At 68.3% G+C, this 16,544-nt stretch carries 14 protein-coding genes; 2 read left to right on the top strand and 12 right to left on the bottom strand.

What is annotated here, in order from left to right; translation table 11 throughout:
• Positions 1-5: 5 nt before the first annotated feature.
• The 4 genes from U5798_RS01810 to U5798_RS01795 all read right to left on the bottom strand — a co-directional run bounded on the left by U5798_RS01810 (position 6) and on the right by U5798_RS01795 (position 3,431).
• Positions 6-1,106 carry a cyclopropane-fatty-acyl-phospholipid synthase family protein gene (locus U5798_RS01810; RefSeq protein WP_322080985.1) on the bottom strand — a complete coding sequence of 367 codons (1,101 nt, stop codon included), beginning with the start codon at positions 1,104-1,106 and terminating at the stop codon, positions 6-8.
• Positions 1,103-1,936, bottom strand: a complete 834-nt coding sequence (locus U5798_RS01805; RefSeq protein ID WP_322080984.1) for a DUF1295 domain-containing protein — start codon at positions 1,934-1,936, stop codon at positions 1,103-1,105. The genes U5798_RS01810 and U5798_RS01805 overlap by 4 nt, the downstream gene beginning before the upstream one ends.
• Before the next feature lie 152 nt (positions 1,937-2,088).
• Complete coding sequence (locus tag U5798_RS01800; protein ID WP_322080983.1) at positions 2,089-2,823, bottom strand: anti-sigma factor domain-containing protein; 735 nt, start codon at positions 2,821-2,823, stop codon at positions 2,089-2,091.
• The gene (locus U5798_RS01795; RefSeq protein ID WP_322081200.1) at positions 2,820-3,431 is read right to left on the bottom strand and encodes a sigma-70 family RNA polymerase sigma factor; all 612 of its coding nucleotides are present in this window, start codon (positions 3,429-3,431) and stop codon (positions 2,820-2,822) included. The genes U5798_RS01800 and U5798_RS01795 overlap by 4 nt, the downstream gene beginning before the upstream one ends.
• Positions 3,432-3,666: 235 nt before the next feature.
• Between U5798_RS01795 and U5798_RS01790 the strand changes: the two genes are divergently transcribed.
• Positions 3,667-4,236, top strand: a complete 570-nt coding sequence (locus U5798_RS01790; RefSeq protein WP_322080982.1) for a lipocalin family protein — start codon at positions 3,667-3,669, stop codon at positions 4,234-4,236.
• 225 nt (positions 4,237-4,461) lie between these two features.
• Here U5798_RS01790 and U5798_RS01785 read toward each other — a convergent pair whose 3' ends face one another.
• A complete protein-coding gene (locus tag U5798_RS01785; RefSeq protein ID WP_322080981.1) occupies positions 4,462-5,121 on the bottom strand; it encodes a carbonic anhydrase in 660 nt (219 codons plus the stop codon).
• Positions 5,122-5,351: 230 nt separating this feature from the next.
• Here U5798_RS01785 and U5798_RS01780 point away from each other — a divergent pair, with 230 nt between their 5' ends.
• The gene (locus U5798_RS01780; RefSeq protein WP_322080980.1) at positions 5,352-6,107 is read left to right on the top strand and encodes a TetR/AcrR family transcriptional regulator; all 756 of its coding nucleotides are present in this window, start codon (positions 5,352-5,354) and stop codon (positions 6,105-6,107) included.
• A 95-nt stretch (positions 6,108-6,202) separates the two neighbouring features.
• Here U5798_RS01780 and U5798_RS01775 read toward each other — a convergent pair whose 3' ends face one another.
• From U5798_RS01775 to U5798_RS01745, 7 genes are all read right to left on the bottom strand, one after another.
• Positions 6,203-6,733, bottom strand: coding sequence for a helix-turn-helix domain-containing protein (locus tag U5798_RS01775; protein WP_322080979.1), 531 nt, complete (start codon positions 6,731-6,733; stop codon positions 6,203-6,205).
• Between the two features lie 197 nt (positions 6,734-6,930).
• Entirely contained in the window at positions 6,931-7,629 is a 699-nt protein-coding gene (locus U5798_RS01770; protein WP_322080978.1) for a PqiC family protein, read from the bottom strand.
• A complete protein-coding gene (locus tag U5798_RS01765) occupies positions 7,626-9,221 on the bottom strand; it encodes an intermembrane transport protein PqiB (protein ID WP_322080977.1) in 1,596 nt (531 codons plus the stop codon). The genes U5798_RS01770 and U5798_RS01765 overlap by 4 nt, the downstream gene beginning before the upstream one ends.
• Positions 9,222-9,260: 39 nt before the next feature.
• Entirely contained in the window at positions 9,261-10,592 is a 1,332-nt protein-coding gene (locus tag U5798_RS01760) for a PqiA/YebS family transporter subunit (protein WP_322080976.1), read from the bottom strand.
• 122 nt (positions 10,593-10,714) lie between these two features.
• Positions 10,715-12,181, bottom strand: coding sequence for an efflux transporter outer membrane subunit (locus U5798_RS01755; RefSeq protein WP_322080975.1), 1,467 nt, complete (start codon positions 12,179-12,181; stop codon positions 10,715-10,717).
• Positions 12,178-15,336: an efflux RND transporter permease subunit gene (locus tag U5798_RS01750; RefSeq protein ID WP_322080974.1), complete on the bottom strand. Its 3,159-nt coding sequence runs from the start codon at positions 15,334-15,336 to the stop codon at positions 12,178-12,180. Before U5798_RS01750 ends, U5798_RS01755 begins: the two co-directional genes overlap by 4 nt.
• Complete coding sequence (locus U5798_RS01745) at positions 15,333-16,343, bottom strand: efflux RND transporter periplasmic adaptor subunit (RefSeq protein WP_322080973.1); 1,011 nt, start codon at positions 16,341-16,343, stop codon at positions 15,333-15,335. Before U5798_RS01745 ends, U5798_RS01750 begins: the two co-directional genes overlap by 4 nt.
• Positions 16,344-16,544 lie beyond the last annotated feature (201 nt).

Here is a 16,544-nt window from a genome sequence, read left to right as displayed (position 1 = left end):
GGGCGTCACGTGCGCACTGGCCGCTTGTCGAACAGGTAGTGTGCGACGCCCCATTCCTGCCCGCCGGCATAGCCGAACAGTTCGGCGACCGCCATGTAGAACATGCGCCAGCGCTGGAACCAGAGACGGGCGTCGGGGCCGTAGACGGTTTCGGCAATCGGCATGATCCGGCTGCGCGCCGCGTCGAGCGAAGCGAGCCAGTGGTTGGCCGTGCAGGCGTAGTGGGTGCCGTCGAGCCACCATTGGCGGTCGATGCGGAGGTCGTCCTGGAACCGCAGCAGCAGATCGGCCGACGGCATCGTGCCGCCGGTGAAGAAATGGCGCGACATCCAGTCGGTGTCGTCGCGTACGGAGAACTGATAGGCGATCAGCTTGTGCGCGAAGATGTGCACGAACAGCTTGCCGTCGTCGCGCATCCAGCGCGCGATTTTCGCGAGCAATTGCCCGTAGTTCTTCATGTGCTCGAACATCTCGATCGACAGCACGCGGTCGAATTCCGCTGCGCCGGGCGCGAAATCGAAGTCGACCACGTTGGCCGTGACGATTCGAAGATTGGTCAGCCCGCGCCGCGCCGCGCTTTGTTCGATGAAATCTCGCTGGCCGCGAGCATTCGACAGGCCGACGATCTGCGCGTGCGGATAGCGCTCGGCGAGCCACAGCGACAGCGAGCCCCAGCCGCAGCCGAGATCCAGGATGCGCTGGCCGTCCGCGAGGCCGGCCCGCTCCGCGTACAGCGACAGCATCGCGTCCTCGGCTTGCGCGAGCGTTTCGTCGCCGCGCGGGTAATGGGCGCACGAGTATTTCATTCGAGGCCCGAGATGGGCTTCGAAGAAGGCGCCTGGAACTTCGTAATGCTGAGTATTTGCCGCCTGTGTCTCGATCGCGATCGGGCTCGCGCCCAGTTCGTGTACCAGCCTCTCGAAGGCGGCCGCGCGCCGCTCGCCGTCGAGCAGGTGTTCGTCGCGCAGGCGCTGCCGCAGCAATGCGCGCATCCCGGCGCGGATCAGCGCGTCGGGCAGCCAGCCGCGTTCGCAGCAGCGGATCAGCCACGTGTCGCCTGGAGCCGGTAGCCGGGCGGGGGACGGTTGCGAGGCGGTGGCGGTCATGATCGCGTACTCCTGTCTTCTGGATGATCGGGGTGGGCAAGGGGCGCGCGTGCGGCGTGCCTGGGCGGCCATGGAACGAGGGCGCTGGTCGTCCGCATGTAGTCCCGGTAAGCCGGCCGCGTCCGCACGAGATGCGCTTCGAGCAGCGGCAGGCCGGATACCTTGAGCAGCAGCCACGCCATCAGGAACGGCGGCATCAGCGTGAGCCAGCCCCACGGCATGCCGATCGCCAGCGCCGCGTACGCGCACCAGTGCACGCATTCGAAGAAGTAGTTGGGATGCCGCGAATAGCGCCACCAGCCCACGCTGCAGACGTGGCCGCGGTGTGCCGGGGCGGCGACGAAACGCTTGAGCTGCCGGTCGGCGGCAGCCTCTCCGGCCACGGCGGCGAGCCAGATCGCGATGGCGGCGGCGGCCGTGAACCGGGACGGTGCTGCCGGACTGTAGGCCGGAACGAAGAACGCGACCGACAGCAGCATCGAGATCAGCGCTTGCAGCTGAAACAGCCAGAACATGTTGCGCGGTGCAGCATTGCCCCATTGCTGGCGGAATTGCCTGTAGCGTGCATCTTCCGGCTGCCCGTGATTGCGGCGCCACAGGTGCCGCGCGAGCCGCAGGCCCCAGAGGCCGCCGCCGAGCGCGACGAGCACGCGGTTCAAACCGGCTCCCGTGCCGAATCCGGCAGCGAGCACGGCCACGCCGCCGAGCGTCGCGGCCCAGACCGGGTCGATCATCCCGGCATTGTGCGAGCGCAGTTGCACCACCCATGCCGTCGTGAACACGACGATCAGTCCGACGAAGGCAAGAAGGGCGACGGCGGCGGCAGGCATGCGAGCGGCTCCGAGGACACGATATGCGTCATATACGGAGCCGAAGACCGAACGGATGCATCGGGATGCAATGCGGCCGGTCGCGGGAGAAAGGGACGCGCACCGCGCTCGCCGGCGCCGGGCGGCAGCCCCGCCCGGCGGCGCGGTGCCTGTTATGCCGCGTGCATCGCGCCGGTGGCGATTACCGGGCCGGTCGGTTGGCCGCTCGGCGAGCCGCCGTGCGGCTCGATCGACACGGCGAGCACCGCCCGTGCGCTGAGCTGCGCGACGATCGCGGGCGGCAGCGTCATCGTCGCCGACGTGTCGGGCGTGAACACGCCGAGCGAGATCGGTTTCGCATTCGGCGGAATCAGCCAGAGCTCGGTCGAGCGATTCGCGGCGATCGTCGGTTTGTCCGCCGGCACCACGACCATCCGCGCCCGGCGCAGGTCGACCGTGGCAGTCCAGTGTGCGACGCCGTCCGATCGTGCGATCGTGGCCACCATGTAGCTGCCCTCGACGGCGGCCACGCGTGGCGGCGCTTCGCTGACCCGGATCAGGTTGATCGCGAGCAGTCCCAGCGCGGCAGCACTCGTGCCGATGCCGACCCAGCGCCACAGCGACACGCTGTTCCACCATCCGCCCGATGGCGCGGCGCCGCGTGCGTGCGGCGAAGCGAAGAAGCCGAGGTCACGCTGGATTCTCGTCCAGACGCGGCCGGGCGGCGCGACGAGTGCGACGTCTTCCGCGAGGGGCGCGAAGCGGCGCTGCCAGCGTTCCAGCGTGGCTTGCAATTGCGGATCGCGCGAGGCGGACTGCTCGAGCGCGCGCCGCTCATCGGCGTCGAGCACGCCGAGCGCGTATTCCGCGCAGCGCAATTCGGGATCGTGATCGGCGGGGGTATTCATTGTTCCAGACACACCTTCAGCTGCATCAGGCTGCGCCGGATCCAGCTTTTCATGGTTCCGAGCGGCACACGCAGTCGCGCGGCCAGTTCGCTGTAGGTCGCGCCGCTGAAAAAGGCCTCGCGCACGGCCCGGCCCTGTGGCGGATCGAGCCGCTCGAGGCAGCGTTCGAGGCGTTGCCGCTCCTGGCTGGCCTCCGCCAGTGCGGCGGGCGTCGGATCCTCGTCGGGAAGCTCCAGTGCCTGTTCGTCGTCGAGTTGCGCGTCGCGATGCTGCCGCAACCGGTCGATCGTCCGGTTGCGCGCCAGCGTGGTCAGCCACGTCATCGCACCGCCGCGGGCCGGGTCGAACGCGTCGGCATGGCGCCATGCGGCGGTGTAGACCTCCTGGAGCAGGTCTTCGGCTTCCCCGCGGTCGTGAATCATGCGGAGAATGAGGCCGAACACCCGCGACGAGGTCAACCGGTACAACTCGGCGAAAGCAGCCTGGTCGCCGCTCGCGACCCGCGACATGACCTGATTCAGGTGTGCGCGACGCAGCGCATCCGCGTCGGCATCGCGCGAAGCGATTGACGGGTTGAAGGGCTCGGCACCATCCGGCGTGTCGTTCATGCTGAAGAAATGGCGAGCATCGCCATGGCGTGGATGTGGAGCGAAATATAGCACTGGCGGATGCATCTGATCGAGCGATCGACGGCTGATTCGTTGAATGTCGCGCATGGTGGCGAACCGTATGAATACGTTGCAGCGAGATACGAGCGAATCGAGCGCCGGGATGCAACCGGCCGCTGCCGCGGCGGAGTGGCGGCGTGCACAATGGTGCGATTTCGTGGCCGAGGGGGATTCGATGAAGCGAGCTGTTCTTTACGCGTCCATGCGGACGGCCTCCGTGGCGCTGGCTGGCGCGGCACTGTTGCTCGCGGGATGCGCGGGCCTCGCGGGAGGCCCGCGCGGCGACGCCCAGGTGCCGCAGCCGGCCAAGGCGGTCGATCTCGATCGCTATCTGGGTAGATGGTATGAGTTCGCGCGCTATGAAAACCGTTTCGAGCGCGGTTGCGACGGCGTGACGGCTGAGTACGCGAAACGGGAAGACGGCCTCGTCGGCGTGCGCAATACGTGTCGCGAAGGTGGGCCGGGCGGCCGCGCGCGCAGCTCGGACGGACGAGCGAAGATCGTCGCGAACAGCCGCGACGCGAAACTGAAAGTGTCGTTCTTCGGGCCGTTCTTTTTCGGCGACTACTGGATACTCGATCACGCCGACGACTATTCGTGGTCGATCGTCGGCGAACCGTCAGGCCGGTTCCTGTGGATCCTGACGCGCGACGCGAAGCCGTCCGCCGAGCAAGCTGAGGCGCTTGTCGAGCGAGTCCGGACGCTTGGTTACGACACGACGATGCTGCGGCGCATCACGCACTAGGCAGATTGCTGCGCCGTGCTGATGGCGATTGCGAAGGAGTCAAGCCGGATCACGCCGATGGCGGAGCGAGGTCGCGAGACGTTGCTCGATGCGCATCGCGCGGAACGGCGTCTGCCAGGTGTCCCAGGACGCGCGCGCGGGGCCGCGCACTGCGCATGAACGCCCCCGTTCGGTGCAGGAACGGGTGTGTTCGCGCCCGACGTCGGGCGCGAGCTGGTGGGGAGGCTAGACCTGCCCGCGATTGAGCGAGCTCACGGCGACGACCGTGGGCGACTCGGCAAGCGAGACAAAACGTCGGGTGGCGCCGTCCAGCGCATCGATGCCGCCTGTCTCGATGTCGTAGACCCACCCGTGCAGATTCATGCGCCCCTGCTCGAGCGCGAGCGCGACGGAAGGGTGAGTGCGCAGGTTGGCCAGTTGCGCGATCACGTTTTCACGCACGAGCCCGTCGAGCTTCGCGCGAGGCGTGTCGTATTCATGCGCGGCGTTGATGACTTTGGCGGCGTCCGCGTGACGCAGCCAGTTCGCGACGGCCGGCAGATGATCGAGGCAGGTGCAGCGCGAAATCGCGCCCATCGCGCCGCAATCGGAGTGACCGCAGATCACGATGTCGCGAACGCCGAGGACCGCGACCGCGTATTCGACGGTGGCGGACACACCGCCGGGCTCGGGGCCGTAGGACGGCACGATGTTGCCTGCGTTGCGGATCACGAACAGTTCGCCCGGCTCGCGCTGCGTGAGCAGTTCGGGCACGACGCGACTGTCCGAGCACGTGACAAACAACGCCTTGGGATTCTGTGATGTGGCGAGTTGTTTGAAGAGCTCGACACGTTGCGGATAGATGTCGCGTTGAAAACGAAGAAAACCGTCGATGACGTCGCGCATGTTTGCTCCCGGGCTTCAGATTCGGTTCAACCGCGCGGTAGCGACAGGAGCGCTCGCGCGGCGCGCGATATTATGCCGATATCTCGCGGACGCGGGTATCTATTCGTCGTTCGACCGGTTCTCGGGGGCATTGTTTTGTCGCCTTTGGTGACATTCAAGTCATGGGTGATGGTTTTGTCAATGTAGACGTTTAAATCTATACTTGGGCACGAACCAGGATCGAACACGTCATGACGAATACACCGAGTCGCCGCACGCCCAAGCGCCCCGCTCCGGAAGCATCCAGCCCGGTGGCCGCCGTCGCCGAGGAGCGCGAGCCCCGTGGCGCGCGCCGCAAGCGGGAGACCCGTGGCCGCCTGCTGGACGCCGCGCTCAGACTGATGGCCGCGAAAGGCATGGAAGGCGTCGCCATCAACGAAATCACCGAAGCCGCGGACGTCGGCTTTGGCTCGTTCTACAACCACTTCGAATCGAAGGAAGCGATCTACGCCACCCTGGTGGAATCGGTATTCGAGGAGTTCGCGGATTCACTGGATCGCCTGGCCAGCGGCCTGTCCGACCCGGCGGAGATCATTTCCGTCTCGGTGCGGCATACATTGATGCGCGCGCGGCGCGAGCCGGTCTGGGGACATTTCCTGATCCGCGAGGGTTTTTCGGCGCGCGTGCTGACGCTGGGCCTGGGGCAGCGGCTGCTGCGGGATATCGAGCGCGGCATCGCCGAGAAACGCTTCGTGGTCGCCGATCCGTTCGTCGGCTTCCTTTCGGTTGGCGGTACGGTGCTGACCGCCATCGCCGCCGAGCTCAACTTCGTCGCGCCGGGCGCAGCGGCGTCCGGTGTGCTCAAGGAACTCGGCTTCAGCGGCGAGCATTTTCCGGAACGCACGGCGGCGACGCTCCTGCATATGCTGGGGCTCAAGCGTGCGGAAGCGGAGAAGATCGCAAGCCGGCCGCTGCCGGTCGTGGAAACGGCCGAGCCGGCGCGGTGATGCAACGGGGGTGACGCGGGCGCCAGCCACGCCGCCCGCACGGGTCCGCTGGAGCGGCTGAAACGATCGCCGCCCCACGTGAGCCCCGCGGCAGCCTACGTTGGCTCGTCGTGCCGTGTGCACCGCCCGCCGGCACGCAGCAGCGCGATGCCGAGCAAAGCCACCCATTCGACCGACAATCGCATGCGGTCAGGGTTGCGCGCCGCACCGCTCACCGCATCAGGTGGTGCGGCCAGTTCGACGTGCATGGCGTCGATGATCTGCCGGAATCCGGCATCGCGCAGTGCGTACAGGTGCACCTCGATCCACAGCGGGAAACATTCCCAGCCGGCGGCGATGTCCCCGGAGTCGGCGCTGCTGCGGTCACCGCCGCCCGCCGGCGTCGCGAGCCGAAGCCTTTCGATCATTCGATCACGGTCGCGGCGCAGGATCTCCACCAACATTTCGCGCTTGTGTTCGAAGTGCGCATAGAACGCGCCGCGCGTATAACCGGCACCTTCCGCGATATGTTCGACACTCGTATCGGCGTAGCCTTTCGCGATGAATAGCGCGCGAGCGGCGGCGATGAGCCGTTCGCGCGTGTCAAGCGTGCGTTGCTCGCGGGTGAGGCGGGCGGGTTTCATCATGTGTTGTCCATGTTGTGGAAATGATCGAAGCGGCGCAACACCGCATCGCGCGAACGTCGGATCGACACGGGAAACGGCGGTACGCCGGTTCGCCGTTGCAACGATGTGACTCGATTGTGCGAAGGCACTGGGCCCAGGGCCGCGGCCGGAGGCAGGCGGATCGCCCGACCCGGCTGGCCATGTCTTTGCGACCCGATTCAATCGACGAGTGGGGCCGGCGCGTCGCGATCGGCGATCGGCGGCGCGCTCCGACGGTCGACTGTTCCCGTGCGACACCCGGCCAATTGCGCAGCCTGTGCCGCTTCTGCACGAATTCCCGTGACGATCTCGAGAGCGAGCCCATCGAGCGCGCGGCGATGCGCGTCGACGAGCGCGTCGTAACCCGCCGACGCGTCGGCACGAACGATGCTGCGGCACGTCAGCGCCGGGTGTCCGGCTCCGTCGCTCACACTCCACGTCGCATCGAGCAGCACGTGCGACGCTGGCCACGCCTCGATACGCTGGACGTCCACCGTGACCCGGTAGACGGGCGTGCCGTCGGGATGGGCGACGCGGTGAACATCGATCGTGCCGAGCCGAGACGCCACGCGCGTCGACAGGCCGTCGCGCATCTCGTCGCCGAGCGGCGCGGCCCAGCGCTCCTGCTCCAGGATGTCGGCCAGGCCGGTGCCGCTTTGCACGACGAACCGGTTGCCGTCCGCCGGCGCCGCGACGTGCACGGCCTGGATATCGATCAGCCATGCGGGATGCGCGGCAGTCTCGCCGCCCGCAGCCTCCGGCGCCGCGAGGGTATGAAAGCGTACGGGCGGCGACGCGCACGCGCTCAGTACGGCCAGCGCGACGCAAGTCGCGATGCGCGCCGCCATGCGGAGGCGGTGAAACGATCGCGCGTTCATTGCCGATCTCCCTTCTTGCCGAACAGCAACGCTTCGGGATGACGTTGCAGATAGTCGGCGAGCGCGTTCAGCGACTGGAGCGTATGCGTGAGCGACTGCATCGCGTCATGCACGTCGGACTGCATCGGCGAATCCTGCCGCAACGTGGACTCGGCCGCATCGAACGTGCGTTGCGCGGCGGCCAGCGTGTCGCGTGCCTGCGGCACGACCTGCTCGTCGAGGTGGCCGAACAACTGGTTCGCATGCGCCAGCGCGCCGTTCAGGTTGTTGCCGATCCGGTCGAACGGAACCTGGTCGAGCTTGTGTGCGATATCGGCGATCTGCACCTGAAGTTCATCGAGCGTGTTGGGGACGGTCGGGAGTTCCACCGGCGTGCGATGCACGTCCACGCTCGCGCGCGGCGCCTTCGGGAACATGTCGAGCGCCACGTAGAGCTGACCGGTCAGCAGGCTGCCGGTGCGCAACTGTCCGCGCAACCCCTGGACCACGAGGTGCTCGATCAGTTCGTGGCCGCCGGCCGAATCGGGCGCGGGAAGGGCGGTATCGCTGTGCCGGCTCAGTCGCGACGTATACAGCGCCATCGTGACCTTCATGCTGAAGTCGCGCGTGCGCTCGTTGTACTCGATGCCGATGTTCGTGACCTGGCCGAGCGCGATGCCGCGCAGGTCGACCGGCGCGCCGACGGATAGCCCGCGCAGCGATTGGTCGAAGCGCATGACGACCATCAGCGGCGTACCGTCCGGATCGCGCATCGCGTCGGCTTCGTCCGGCGCGAGCCGGAACGGCGCATTGTCGGCGGCCGGCGGCGCGGCCGGTTGCCCGGGCGGAGACTGGAACGCGAGACCGCCGACGACCACCGTCGCGAGCGATTGCGTGTTGAGTTTCAGGCCGCTCGAGTCAAGTCGCAAATCCACGCCGCTCGCGTGCCACCAGCGCGTATCGGTGCCGACGTACTTGTCATAGGGGGCGTTGACGAACACCTGCACGTCGACGCCGGTACCGTTCTGGTCGAGCGCGAAGCCGACGACCTGGCCGACCTGCAGATGCCGGTAGAACACCGGCGAGCCGATGTCGATCGAGCCGAGCGAGTCGCCGTGCAGCCGATAATGCCGGCCCTGCTGATCCGCGGTGACGGCGGGCGGCGCCTCGAGGCCGGTGAATGCGGTTTCCTTCTGGGCGGAGCGGCCGAGGTCCGCACCGATGTACGCGCCGGACAGCAGCGTGCCGAGTCCGGAAATCCCGGTGGCGCCGACACGTGGCCGAACGACCCAGAAGCGCGTACCGCTGTTCGCGAACCGCGCTGCGTCGCGTGTCAGTTGAATGGCGACGACCACGCGCTTGAAGTCGGGGGTGAGCGTGATGGTCTGGACGGAGCCGATATCGACGTCCTTGAAGCGGACCTTGGTCTTGCCGGCTTCGAGCCCTTCGGCGTTGGCGAACGTGACCGTGATCGTCGGGCCCGTCGCGGCGACGGTCCGGATCACGAGCGACAGCCCGATCAGCGCGCACACGAGCGGCACGATCCAGACGAGCGACGGAATCCAGCGGCTGCGCGGCCGGATCTCGGGTTGAGGTAAATCGAACGGATGCATCGGTTTGGACTTCGAAATATTTGGCGGGCTTGCGCCCGGTCAGGATGGACGATGGCCGGTATCGGGGCGCGACGTGCCGTCCCAGATGAGCCGCGGGTCGAACTGCATCGACGCGCACATGGTGAGCACGACTACGGCGCCGAACGCGAGCGCGCCGGGGCCGGGCGTGATGTCGGCGAACGTGCCGAAATGCACGAGCGCGATCGTCAGCGCGACGACGAAGACGTCGAGCATCGACCAGCGGCCCACGCGCTCGACCAGCCGATGGAGGCGCGCCCGTTCGAGCGGGCGCCATTGCGCGCCGCGATGCGCGGCCAGCGCCTGCAATGCGAGGATCGCGAGCTTGAGCATCGGCACGAGCACGCTGGCGACGAACACGACGACGGCGAGCGCCCAGTCGCCCGACGTCCAGAAGTAAGCGACGCCGCCGAGGATCGTGTCGTCCTCGGTCCGGCCGAGCGACGTCGCATGCATGACGGGCAACAGGTTTGCCGGGATGTAGAGCAGGGTGGCGGCGGCGGCCAGCGCACCGGTGCGGGCGGCGCTGCCCGGGCGCCGTGCGTGAAGCGGCGACCCGCAACGCATGCAGCGCGGGTTGCACACCTGTGCCGGCTGCACGCGCGCGCAGTGGTGACAGGCGAGCAATCCCGCGGTGCGGGCCGTCATGGCCGACGAGCTGCCGCCGGTAGCCGGATGCGCGGCGGGTTGCGTCATGCGCGCTCCGGATGACCTCGGGAGTTCCGCGCCGGCCGGCTGCAGCGCGGCGAGTTCGTCGTGCGCGTCCCACAGGCCGGCCGGCTCGATCGACGACAGGAAGGCGAGCATCACGGCAAGGCCGGCGAACGCGAACAGCGCAGGCCCGGCGATCACGTGCGCCAGGCTCGTCATCTTGACGATCGTGACCAGCACGCCGAGCATCAGCACTTCCACCATGCTCCACGGCCGCAATCGCTGAACGCCATGCACGATCGGCGCGAAATGCCGCGGCACGCGCCCCGCGCGCAACGGCACGAGCAGGTACAGCCATGCAGCCAGCTCCAGCAGCGGGAACAGCATCGTCGTGCAGAACACGAGCACCGCCACGACCGGCTGGCCGCTCGACCACAGCGCGCGCACGGCGTCGCCGAGCGTCGCATGCGACGCGATGCCGGCCGCGTCGAGCGCGACGATCGGAAAGACCTGCGCGATGCAATACGTCAGCAGCGCGGCGAGCGTCATGGCGCACATCCGGTCGAGCGTCGGGCGGCCGTGCGCCGCGCCGTTCACGCGCGCGCCGCAGCGCGGGCAGTGCGCGGCCAGCGCGCGCAGGCGCGGCGGACGCCGAAGCAGCAGATCGCATTCGTGGCACGCGATCAAGTCGTCGGGTTTCATCGGAATCCATCGTGCGGGGTCACGGAAGCTCGACGGCGCGGCGCGACACGCCGTGCATCGGGCTTCGAAACTCGCCCGGGGCGGCCCGCAGGCACGCGACCGGGCGTCTGAACACGCATCGCCTATTGCCGGGTGGCGATCGTCGCGTGGGTGTCGGGCGGCAGTTCGCCCATGGCCTGCAGCAGCGCGGCCGTATCCGTCATCCGGCGGCTCGCGGCACGCACCGCATCGAGTTCTGCGCCCAGATAGCGCTGCTCGCTCGCCTGTTGCGCGGACATCGGCACCGCACCCAGTGTGCGACGTTGCACCGTTTCGTCGAAAGCCGCGCCCGCCGCGCGTGCCGCGAGCTCGTTCGCCTCCAGCGCCTGTGCATCGTTGTCCAGCGCCGCAAGCGAATCGGCGACGTCGCCGAACGCGGACAGCACCGCGGCCTTGTACTGCAGCACCGCCGCGTCGTACGAGTCGCGCGTCGCCCGTCGGTGAGCCAGCAGTGCGCCGCCGTGGAACAGCGGCTGCGACAGCCCCGCGCCGACCGCCCACAGCCCGCCCGCGCCCGACAGCAGCGCGGGCCAGCTGAAGCCGCCGCGCCCCATCGTCGCGGTGAGCGACAGGCTCGGGAACAACTGCGCGGTCGCCTCGCCGACGTCCGCCGCCGCGGCTCTGACGGCAGCGTCGGCCGCGCGGATGTCGGGGCGCGCCTTCAGCAGGTCGGATGGCACGGCGACCGGCACGTGCTCCGGCAACGACAGCTCGTTGAAAGCGGGGATCGGCGGCGGCGCATCGGGCGTGCGGCCGAGCAGGATCGCGAGCGCGTGCACGGCGCTCGCGCGTTGCTGGCGCAGCGGCGGCAGCGTCGCGGCCAGCGACGCCGCATCCTGTGTCGACGCCAGCGCCTGCACGTCGGACACCGCGCCGAGCGCATGGCGCTGCCGATCGTCGAGCGCGGTCGCCTGGGCGACCGCGACCCGGCGTTCGGTCAGCAGGATCTGGCGGTCGAGCGCCGCCGCACCGATCGCGGTGCCGACGATGTTGGCCGCCAGCGCGCGCCGCGCCGCCTCGAGTTCGCAGCCGCGCACGTCGACGCGCGCGGCGCTGGCCTCGTTCGCATACCGCGTGGCGCCGAACAGGTCGAAGGTGTAATGCGCCTGCAACTGTCCGACGAATACGTTGTAGCGCAGGTTTTGCGTGCCGGTGCCGGAGATGTCCGGCGTCCGCGTGCGGGCAACCTGCGCGTTCGCGTCGAGCGACGGCAGCGTCGATGCGCCGATCTGCGCACGCAGTTCCTGCTGCGCGGCGGCGAGCGTCTTCTCCGTCGCGGCCAGCGTCGGGTTCGCGCGCAGGCCCTCGTCGACCAGCGCGTCGAGCGCGCTGGAGCGGTACAGGCGCCACCATTGCGGAACGGGCGCGGCGCCGACGTCGAATTGCTGTGCGACGCCTTGCGCGGCCACGGTCTGCTGCACTTGCGGCGAGGCGCCGTAGTGCACCGGCGACGGCATCGCGGGCGGCGTGCTGCTCGGCGCCATGGCACAGCCGCTCAGGCCCAGCGCCGTGCTCACGGCGAGCACCGATGCGAGAAAGGGGAATTTCATCGGGATGTCTCCGAGGATGCGACGTCCATTGCGCGCGACTCGCGTTCGTCGCTGCGCACCTTGAAGCAGGTCGCATAGAGGGCCGGCAGGAAGAAGATGGTCAGTACCGTCGCGATCGTGATGCCGCCCATCAGCGCGGTCGCCATCGGGCCGAAGAAGCCGGAGCGCAGCAGCGGAATCAGCGCGAGCACGGCGGCGGCGGCGGTCAGCATGATCGGCCGGAAGCGGCGCACGGTCGCGCCGACGATCGCGGCGAAGCGCGGATGCCCGGCCGCGATGTCCTGGTCGATCTGGTCGACCAGGATCACGGAGTTGCGCATGATGATCCCGAACATCGCGATCACGCCCAGCAGCGCGACGAAGCCGAACGGCTTGCCGAACAGCAGCAGCGCGGCGACCACGCCGATCAGGCCGAGCGGCGCCGTCAGCACGACGATGAAGGTGCGCGAGAAGCGCTTGAGCTGGATCATCAGCAGCGTCAGCACGGCGATGATCATGAGCGGCATCTGTGCATTGATCGACGTCTGGCCCTTCACGCTTTCCTCGGCGGCACCGCCGATCTCGATCCGGTAACCGGCCGGCAACGTCGCGCGCACCGTCGCGAGCGCGGCGTCGATGTCGCGCGTCACGCCGATGCTCGGCGCTTCGCCGCGCACGTCGGCCTGCACCGTGACGGTCGGCTGACGGTCGCGTTCCCAGATCACGCCGTATTCGAGCGTGTCGCGCACGTGGCCGATCGCGCCGAGCGGCACCGGGCCGTGCGGCGTCGGGATCGCCAGGCCGGCGAGCCTGGACGGATCGATGCGTTCGCTCTTCGGCGCGCGCAGGTCGACGTCGATGAGCTTGTCGCGCTCGCGATACTGCGTCACGGTGTAGCCGGACAGCGTCATCGCGAGAAAACCCGCCACGTCTTCCGACGTCACGCCGAGCTGGCGCGCCTTCAGTTGATCGATGTCGAACGACACGGAGCGCTCCGCGGGCTCGTCCCAGTCGAATTGCACGTTGCGCGTGCGGGCGTCGGCGCGGACCTTGTCCGCCACTTTTTCGGCGATGCCGCGAACGGTGGCAATGTCGTCGCCGCTCACGCGGAACTTGATCGGGAAGCCGACGGGCGGCCCGTTTTCCAGGCGCGCGACGCGAGTGCGCACGGTCGGGAAGCGGCTGGCGAGCGTCGCCTCGAGCCAGTGCGACAGCCGGTCGCGCGTCTCGACGTCCTTGGCCGTGATCACGAACTGCGCGAAGTTCGGCTGCTGAAGCTGTTGATCGAGCGGCAGATAGAAGCGCGGCGCACCGGTGCCGACGAAATCGACGACATGCTCGATTTCGGGACGGCCGTCGAGCACCTTTTCGAGCCGCTTCGCCTCGCGAAGCGTCGCGTCGAACGACGCGCCTTCCGGCAAGCGCATGTCGACGAGCAGCTCGGGCCGCTCGGAATTCGGGAAGAACTGCTGCGGCACGCGCGTAAACGCCGCCATCGCGATCGCGAACAGCACGGCCGTGACGCCGAGCACCACCCAGCGGCGCTCGATGCATGCCGAGATCCACCCGGACAGCCGGCGGTAGAAGCCCGTGTCGTACACCTCGTCGCCATGTGCATGGCCATCGCGATGCGCGTGCTCGGGCAGCATGTGGTAGCCGAGCAGCGGCACCAGCACGACGGCCGCGAACCACGACACGACCAGCGCGATCGCTGACACCTCGAAGATCGACCGCGTGTATTCGCCGGTGCTCGATTTCGCGAGCGCGATCGGCAGGAAGCCGGATACGGTGACCAGCGTGCCCGTCAGCATCGGGAACGCGGTGCTCGTGTACGCGAATGCGGCGGCGCTCGTCCGGCTCCACCCTTGCTCGAGCTTCACCGCCATCATCTCGACGGCGATAATCGCATCGTCCACCAGCAGCCCGAGCGCGAGCACCAGCGTGCCGAGCGACACCTTGTCGAGGCCGATGCCGAACACGTGCATGCACAGCGCCGTCACGGCGAGCACGATCGGAATCGTGATGACGACGACCATGCCGGTGCGCAGGCCGAGCGACACGAGGCTGACGACGAGCACGATCGCGACGGCTTCGCCGACCGCTTCGACGAAGTCGTCCACCGAGTGCTTCACCGCATGCGGCATGCTGGACATCGCGGCCAGTTTCAGGCCGGCCGGCAAGCCGCGCTGCAGCTCGGCCGTCTTCGCGTCGAGCGCCTTGCCGAGGTCGATCACGTCACCGCCTTTTTGCATCGTGACGCCGATGCCGAGCACCGCGTGGCCGTTGGTCCGCATCTGCGTGGCCGGCGGATCGTCATAGCCGCGCGTGACCTTCGCGACGTCGCCGAGCCGGAACGTCCGGCCGTTCACCGAAATCAGCATGTCGGCGAGCGCCTGCGCGTCCTTGAACGCGCCGCTCGGGCGCACGAACACGCGATCGTCCGCCGTCGTGATCGTGCCGACCGGCGCGACGGCGTTTTGCGCATCGATGGCCTGCGCGAGCTGCTGCGGCGTGATCGCGAGCCGCGTCAGCTGCGCGTTCGAGATCTCGACGAATACATGCTGGGCGGGATCGCCGAAGTAGTCGACTTTCGCGACACCCGGCACGCGCAACAGCGCGGCGCGCAGCTTGTCCGCGTAATCGTGCAGTTGCGCGGGCGAGTAGCCGTCGCCTTCCAGCGCATAGAGGTTGGTGTAGACGTCGCCGAACTCGTCGTTGAAGAACGGCCCGGCGATTCCCTTCGGCAGTGCCGCGCGGATGTCGCCGACTTTCTTGCGCACCTGGTACCAGGTTTCCGGCACCTGGTCGACCGGCGCCGAATCCTTCATCGCGAAGAAGATCATCGATTCGCCGGGCCGCGAATAGCTCTTGATGTTGTCGACGTACGGCGCGGCCTGGAGCTGGCGGCCGATGCGGTCCGTGACCTGTTCCTGCACCTCGCGCGCCGTGGCGCCGGGCCAGTAGGTCTGGATCACCATGGTCCGGAACGTGAACGGCGGGTCCTCCGATTGTGCGAGGCGCGTGTAGCCGATCACGCCGAAGATCGTCGCGAGGCCGATCAGGAAGATCACCAGTTGCTGATGCTTCAGCGCCCATGCGGAGAGGTTGAAACGGCCGTCGCCGGCTCGCGCGTCGAGCGCGCCGTCGGCCGGCGAGCGGTGTTCGGGAGCATTCATGACGCGAAGTCCTCCGCATGGAGCGGCGGCACGACGTGCACGTGCTGGCCGGCGTTGACCGTATGAACGCCTTGCATCACGACGCGTTCGTCGTTCGCGAGACCCGACGTGACGGTGATCGTGCGTTCGTCGTAGCGTCCGACCGATACCGGTCGCAGCTCCAGCGTGTCGCTGCCCTTGCGAACGACCCAGACTGCCGGCGCTTCGCCGCGATGGAAGAGTGCGGTGGCCGGCAGGGTGATCGCACGGTCCGCCGCGGGGCCGGTGGCGCCATCGAACGAGACGCTGGCGGTCATTCCGGAGCGGACGTCCGGCCCCGGCGCGAGCAGCGTCAGCTTCACGCGCCAGGTGCGGCTCTGCGGATCCGCGGCCGCCGCGACCTCGCGCACGCGTGCGTCGAGCACCTTGCCCGGCAGGGCCGTCAGGCTGACGTGCGCAGTGCGGCCGACCGCGAGATCGCGCAGATCGCGCTCCGCGACGTCGCAGACGATGTCGAGGTCGCCGCTCCAGTCCAGATGGAACACGGCCTGGCCGGACTGGACGTTCTGCCCGGTATCGGCATCCTCCGACGTGATGACGCCGTCGTGATCCGCGACCAGCGTCGCGTAGCGCAGTTGATCGCCGGCGAGCGCCATTTGCGCGAGCGCGGAATCGCGCTGCGCGACCGCCGATGCGTACGCATCCTGCGTCGTCTCGAGCTGCGCGGGCGCGATCAGGTTGGCCTGAGCCTGCGCGCGGTCGCGATCCAGCTGCTGCCTGGCATACGCGACGCGATGCTCGGCGGCGTCGAGCTGGGCGCGCGCGTTCAGCAGCGTGTTGTGCAGGTCCGCCGGATCGAGCATCGCGACGGTCTGGCCGGCCTTGACGGTGTCGCCGATCCGCACGCGCCGCTCGACGATCTTGCCGCCGACCCGGAACGACAGCGGCGTCGAATAGCGCGCCTGAACCTGCGCGGGCAGCACACGCTGCGCTTCGCCGTTGTCCGGATGAACCGGCAGCGCGACCACTGGTTGCAGTTCGGGTGCCGGGGCCTCATGCGAGTGGCAGCCCGCGAGAAGAATCGCACAGCAGGCGAATGCGATCGGTGCTCGCCGAACCGGCGGCGCGATGCGTGTCAGAAACGGGCGCGTCGATGTCCGCGCGTCAAGACCGGGAGATTTCACGATGTTTCCAAGACAAGTGAGGGTCAAACTAAAAAAGGTTCGGCG

The organism is Burkholderia sp. BCC1972, assembly GCF_905339605.1.
Taxonomy (GTDB): Bacteria; Pseudomonadota; Gammaproteobacteria; order Burkholderiales; family Burkholderiaceae; genus Burkholderia.
The sequence above is the reverse complement of the archived record's forward strand: the minus strand, read 5'-3'. Positions and strand labels throughout refer to the sequence as shown.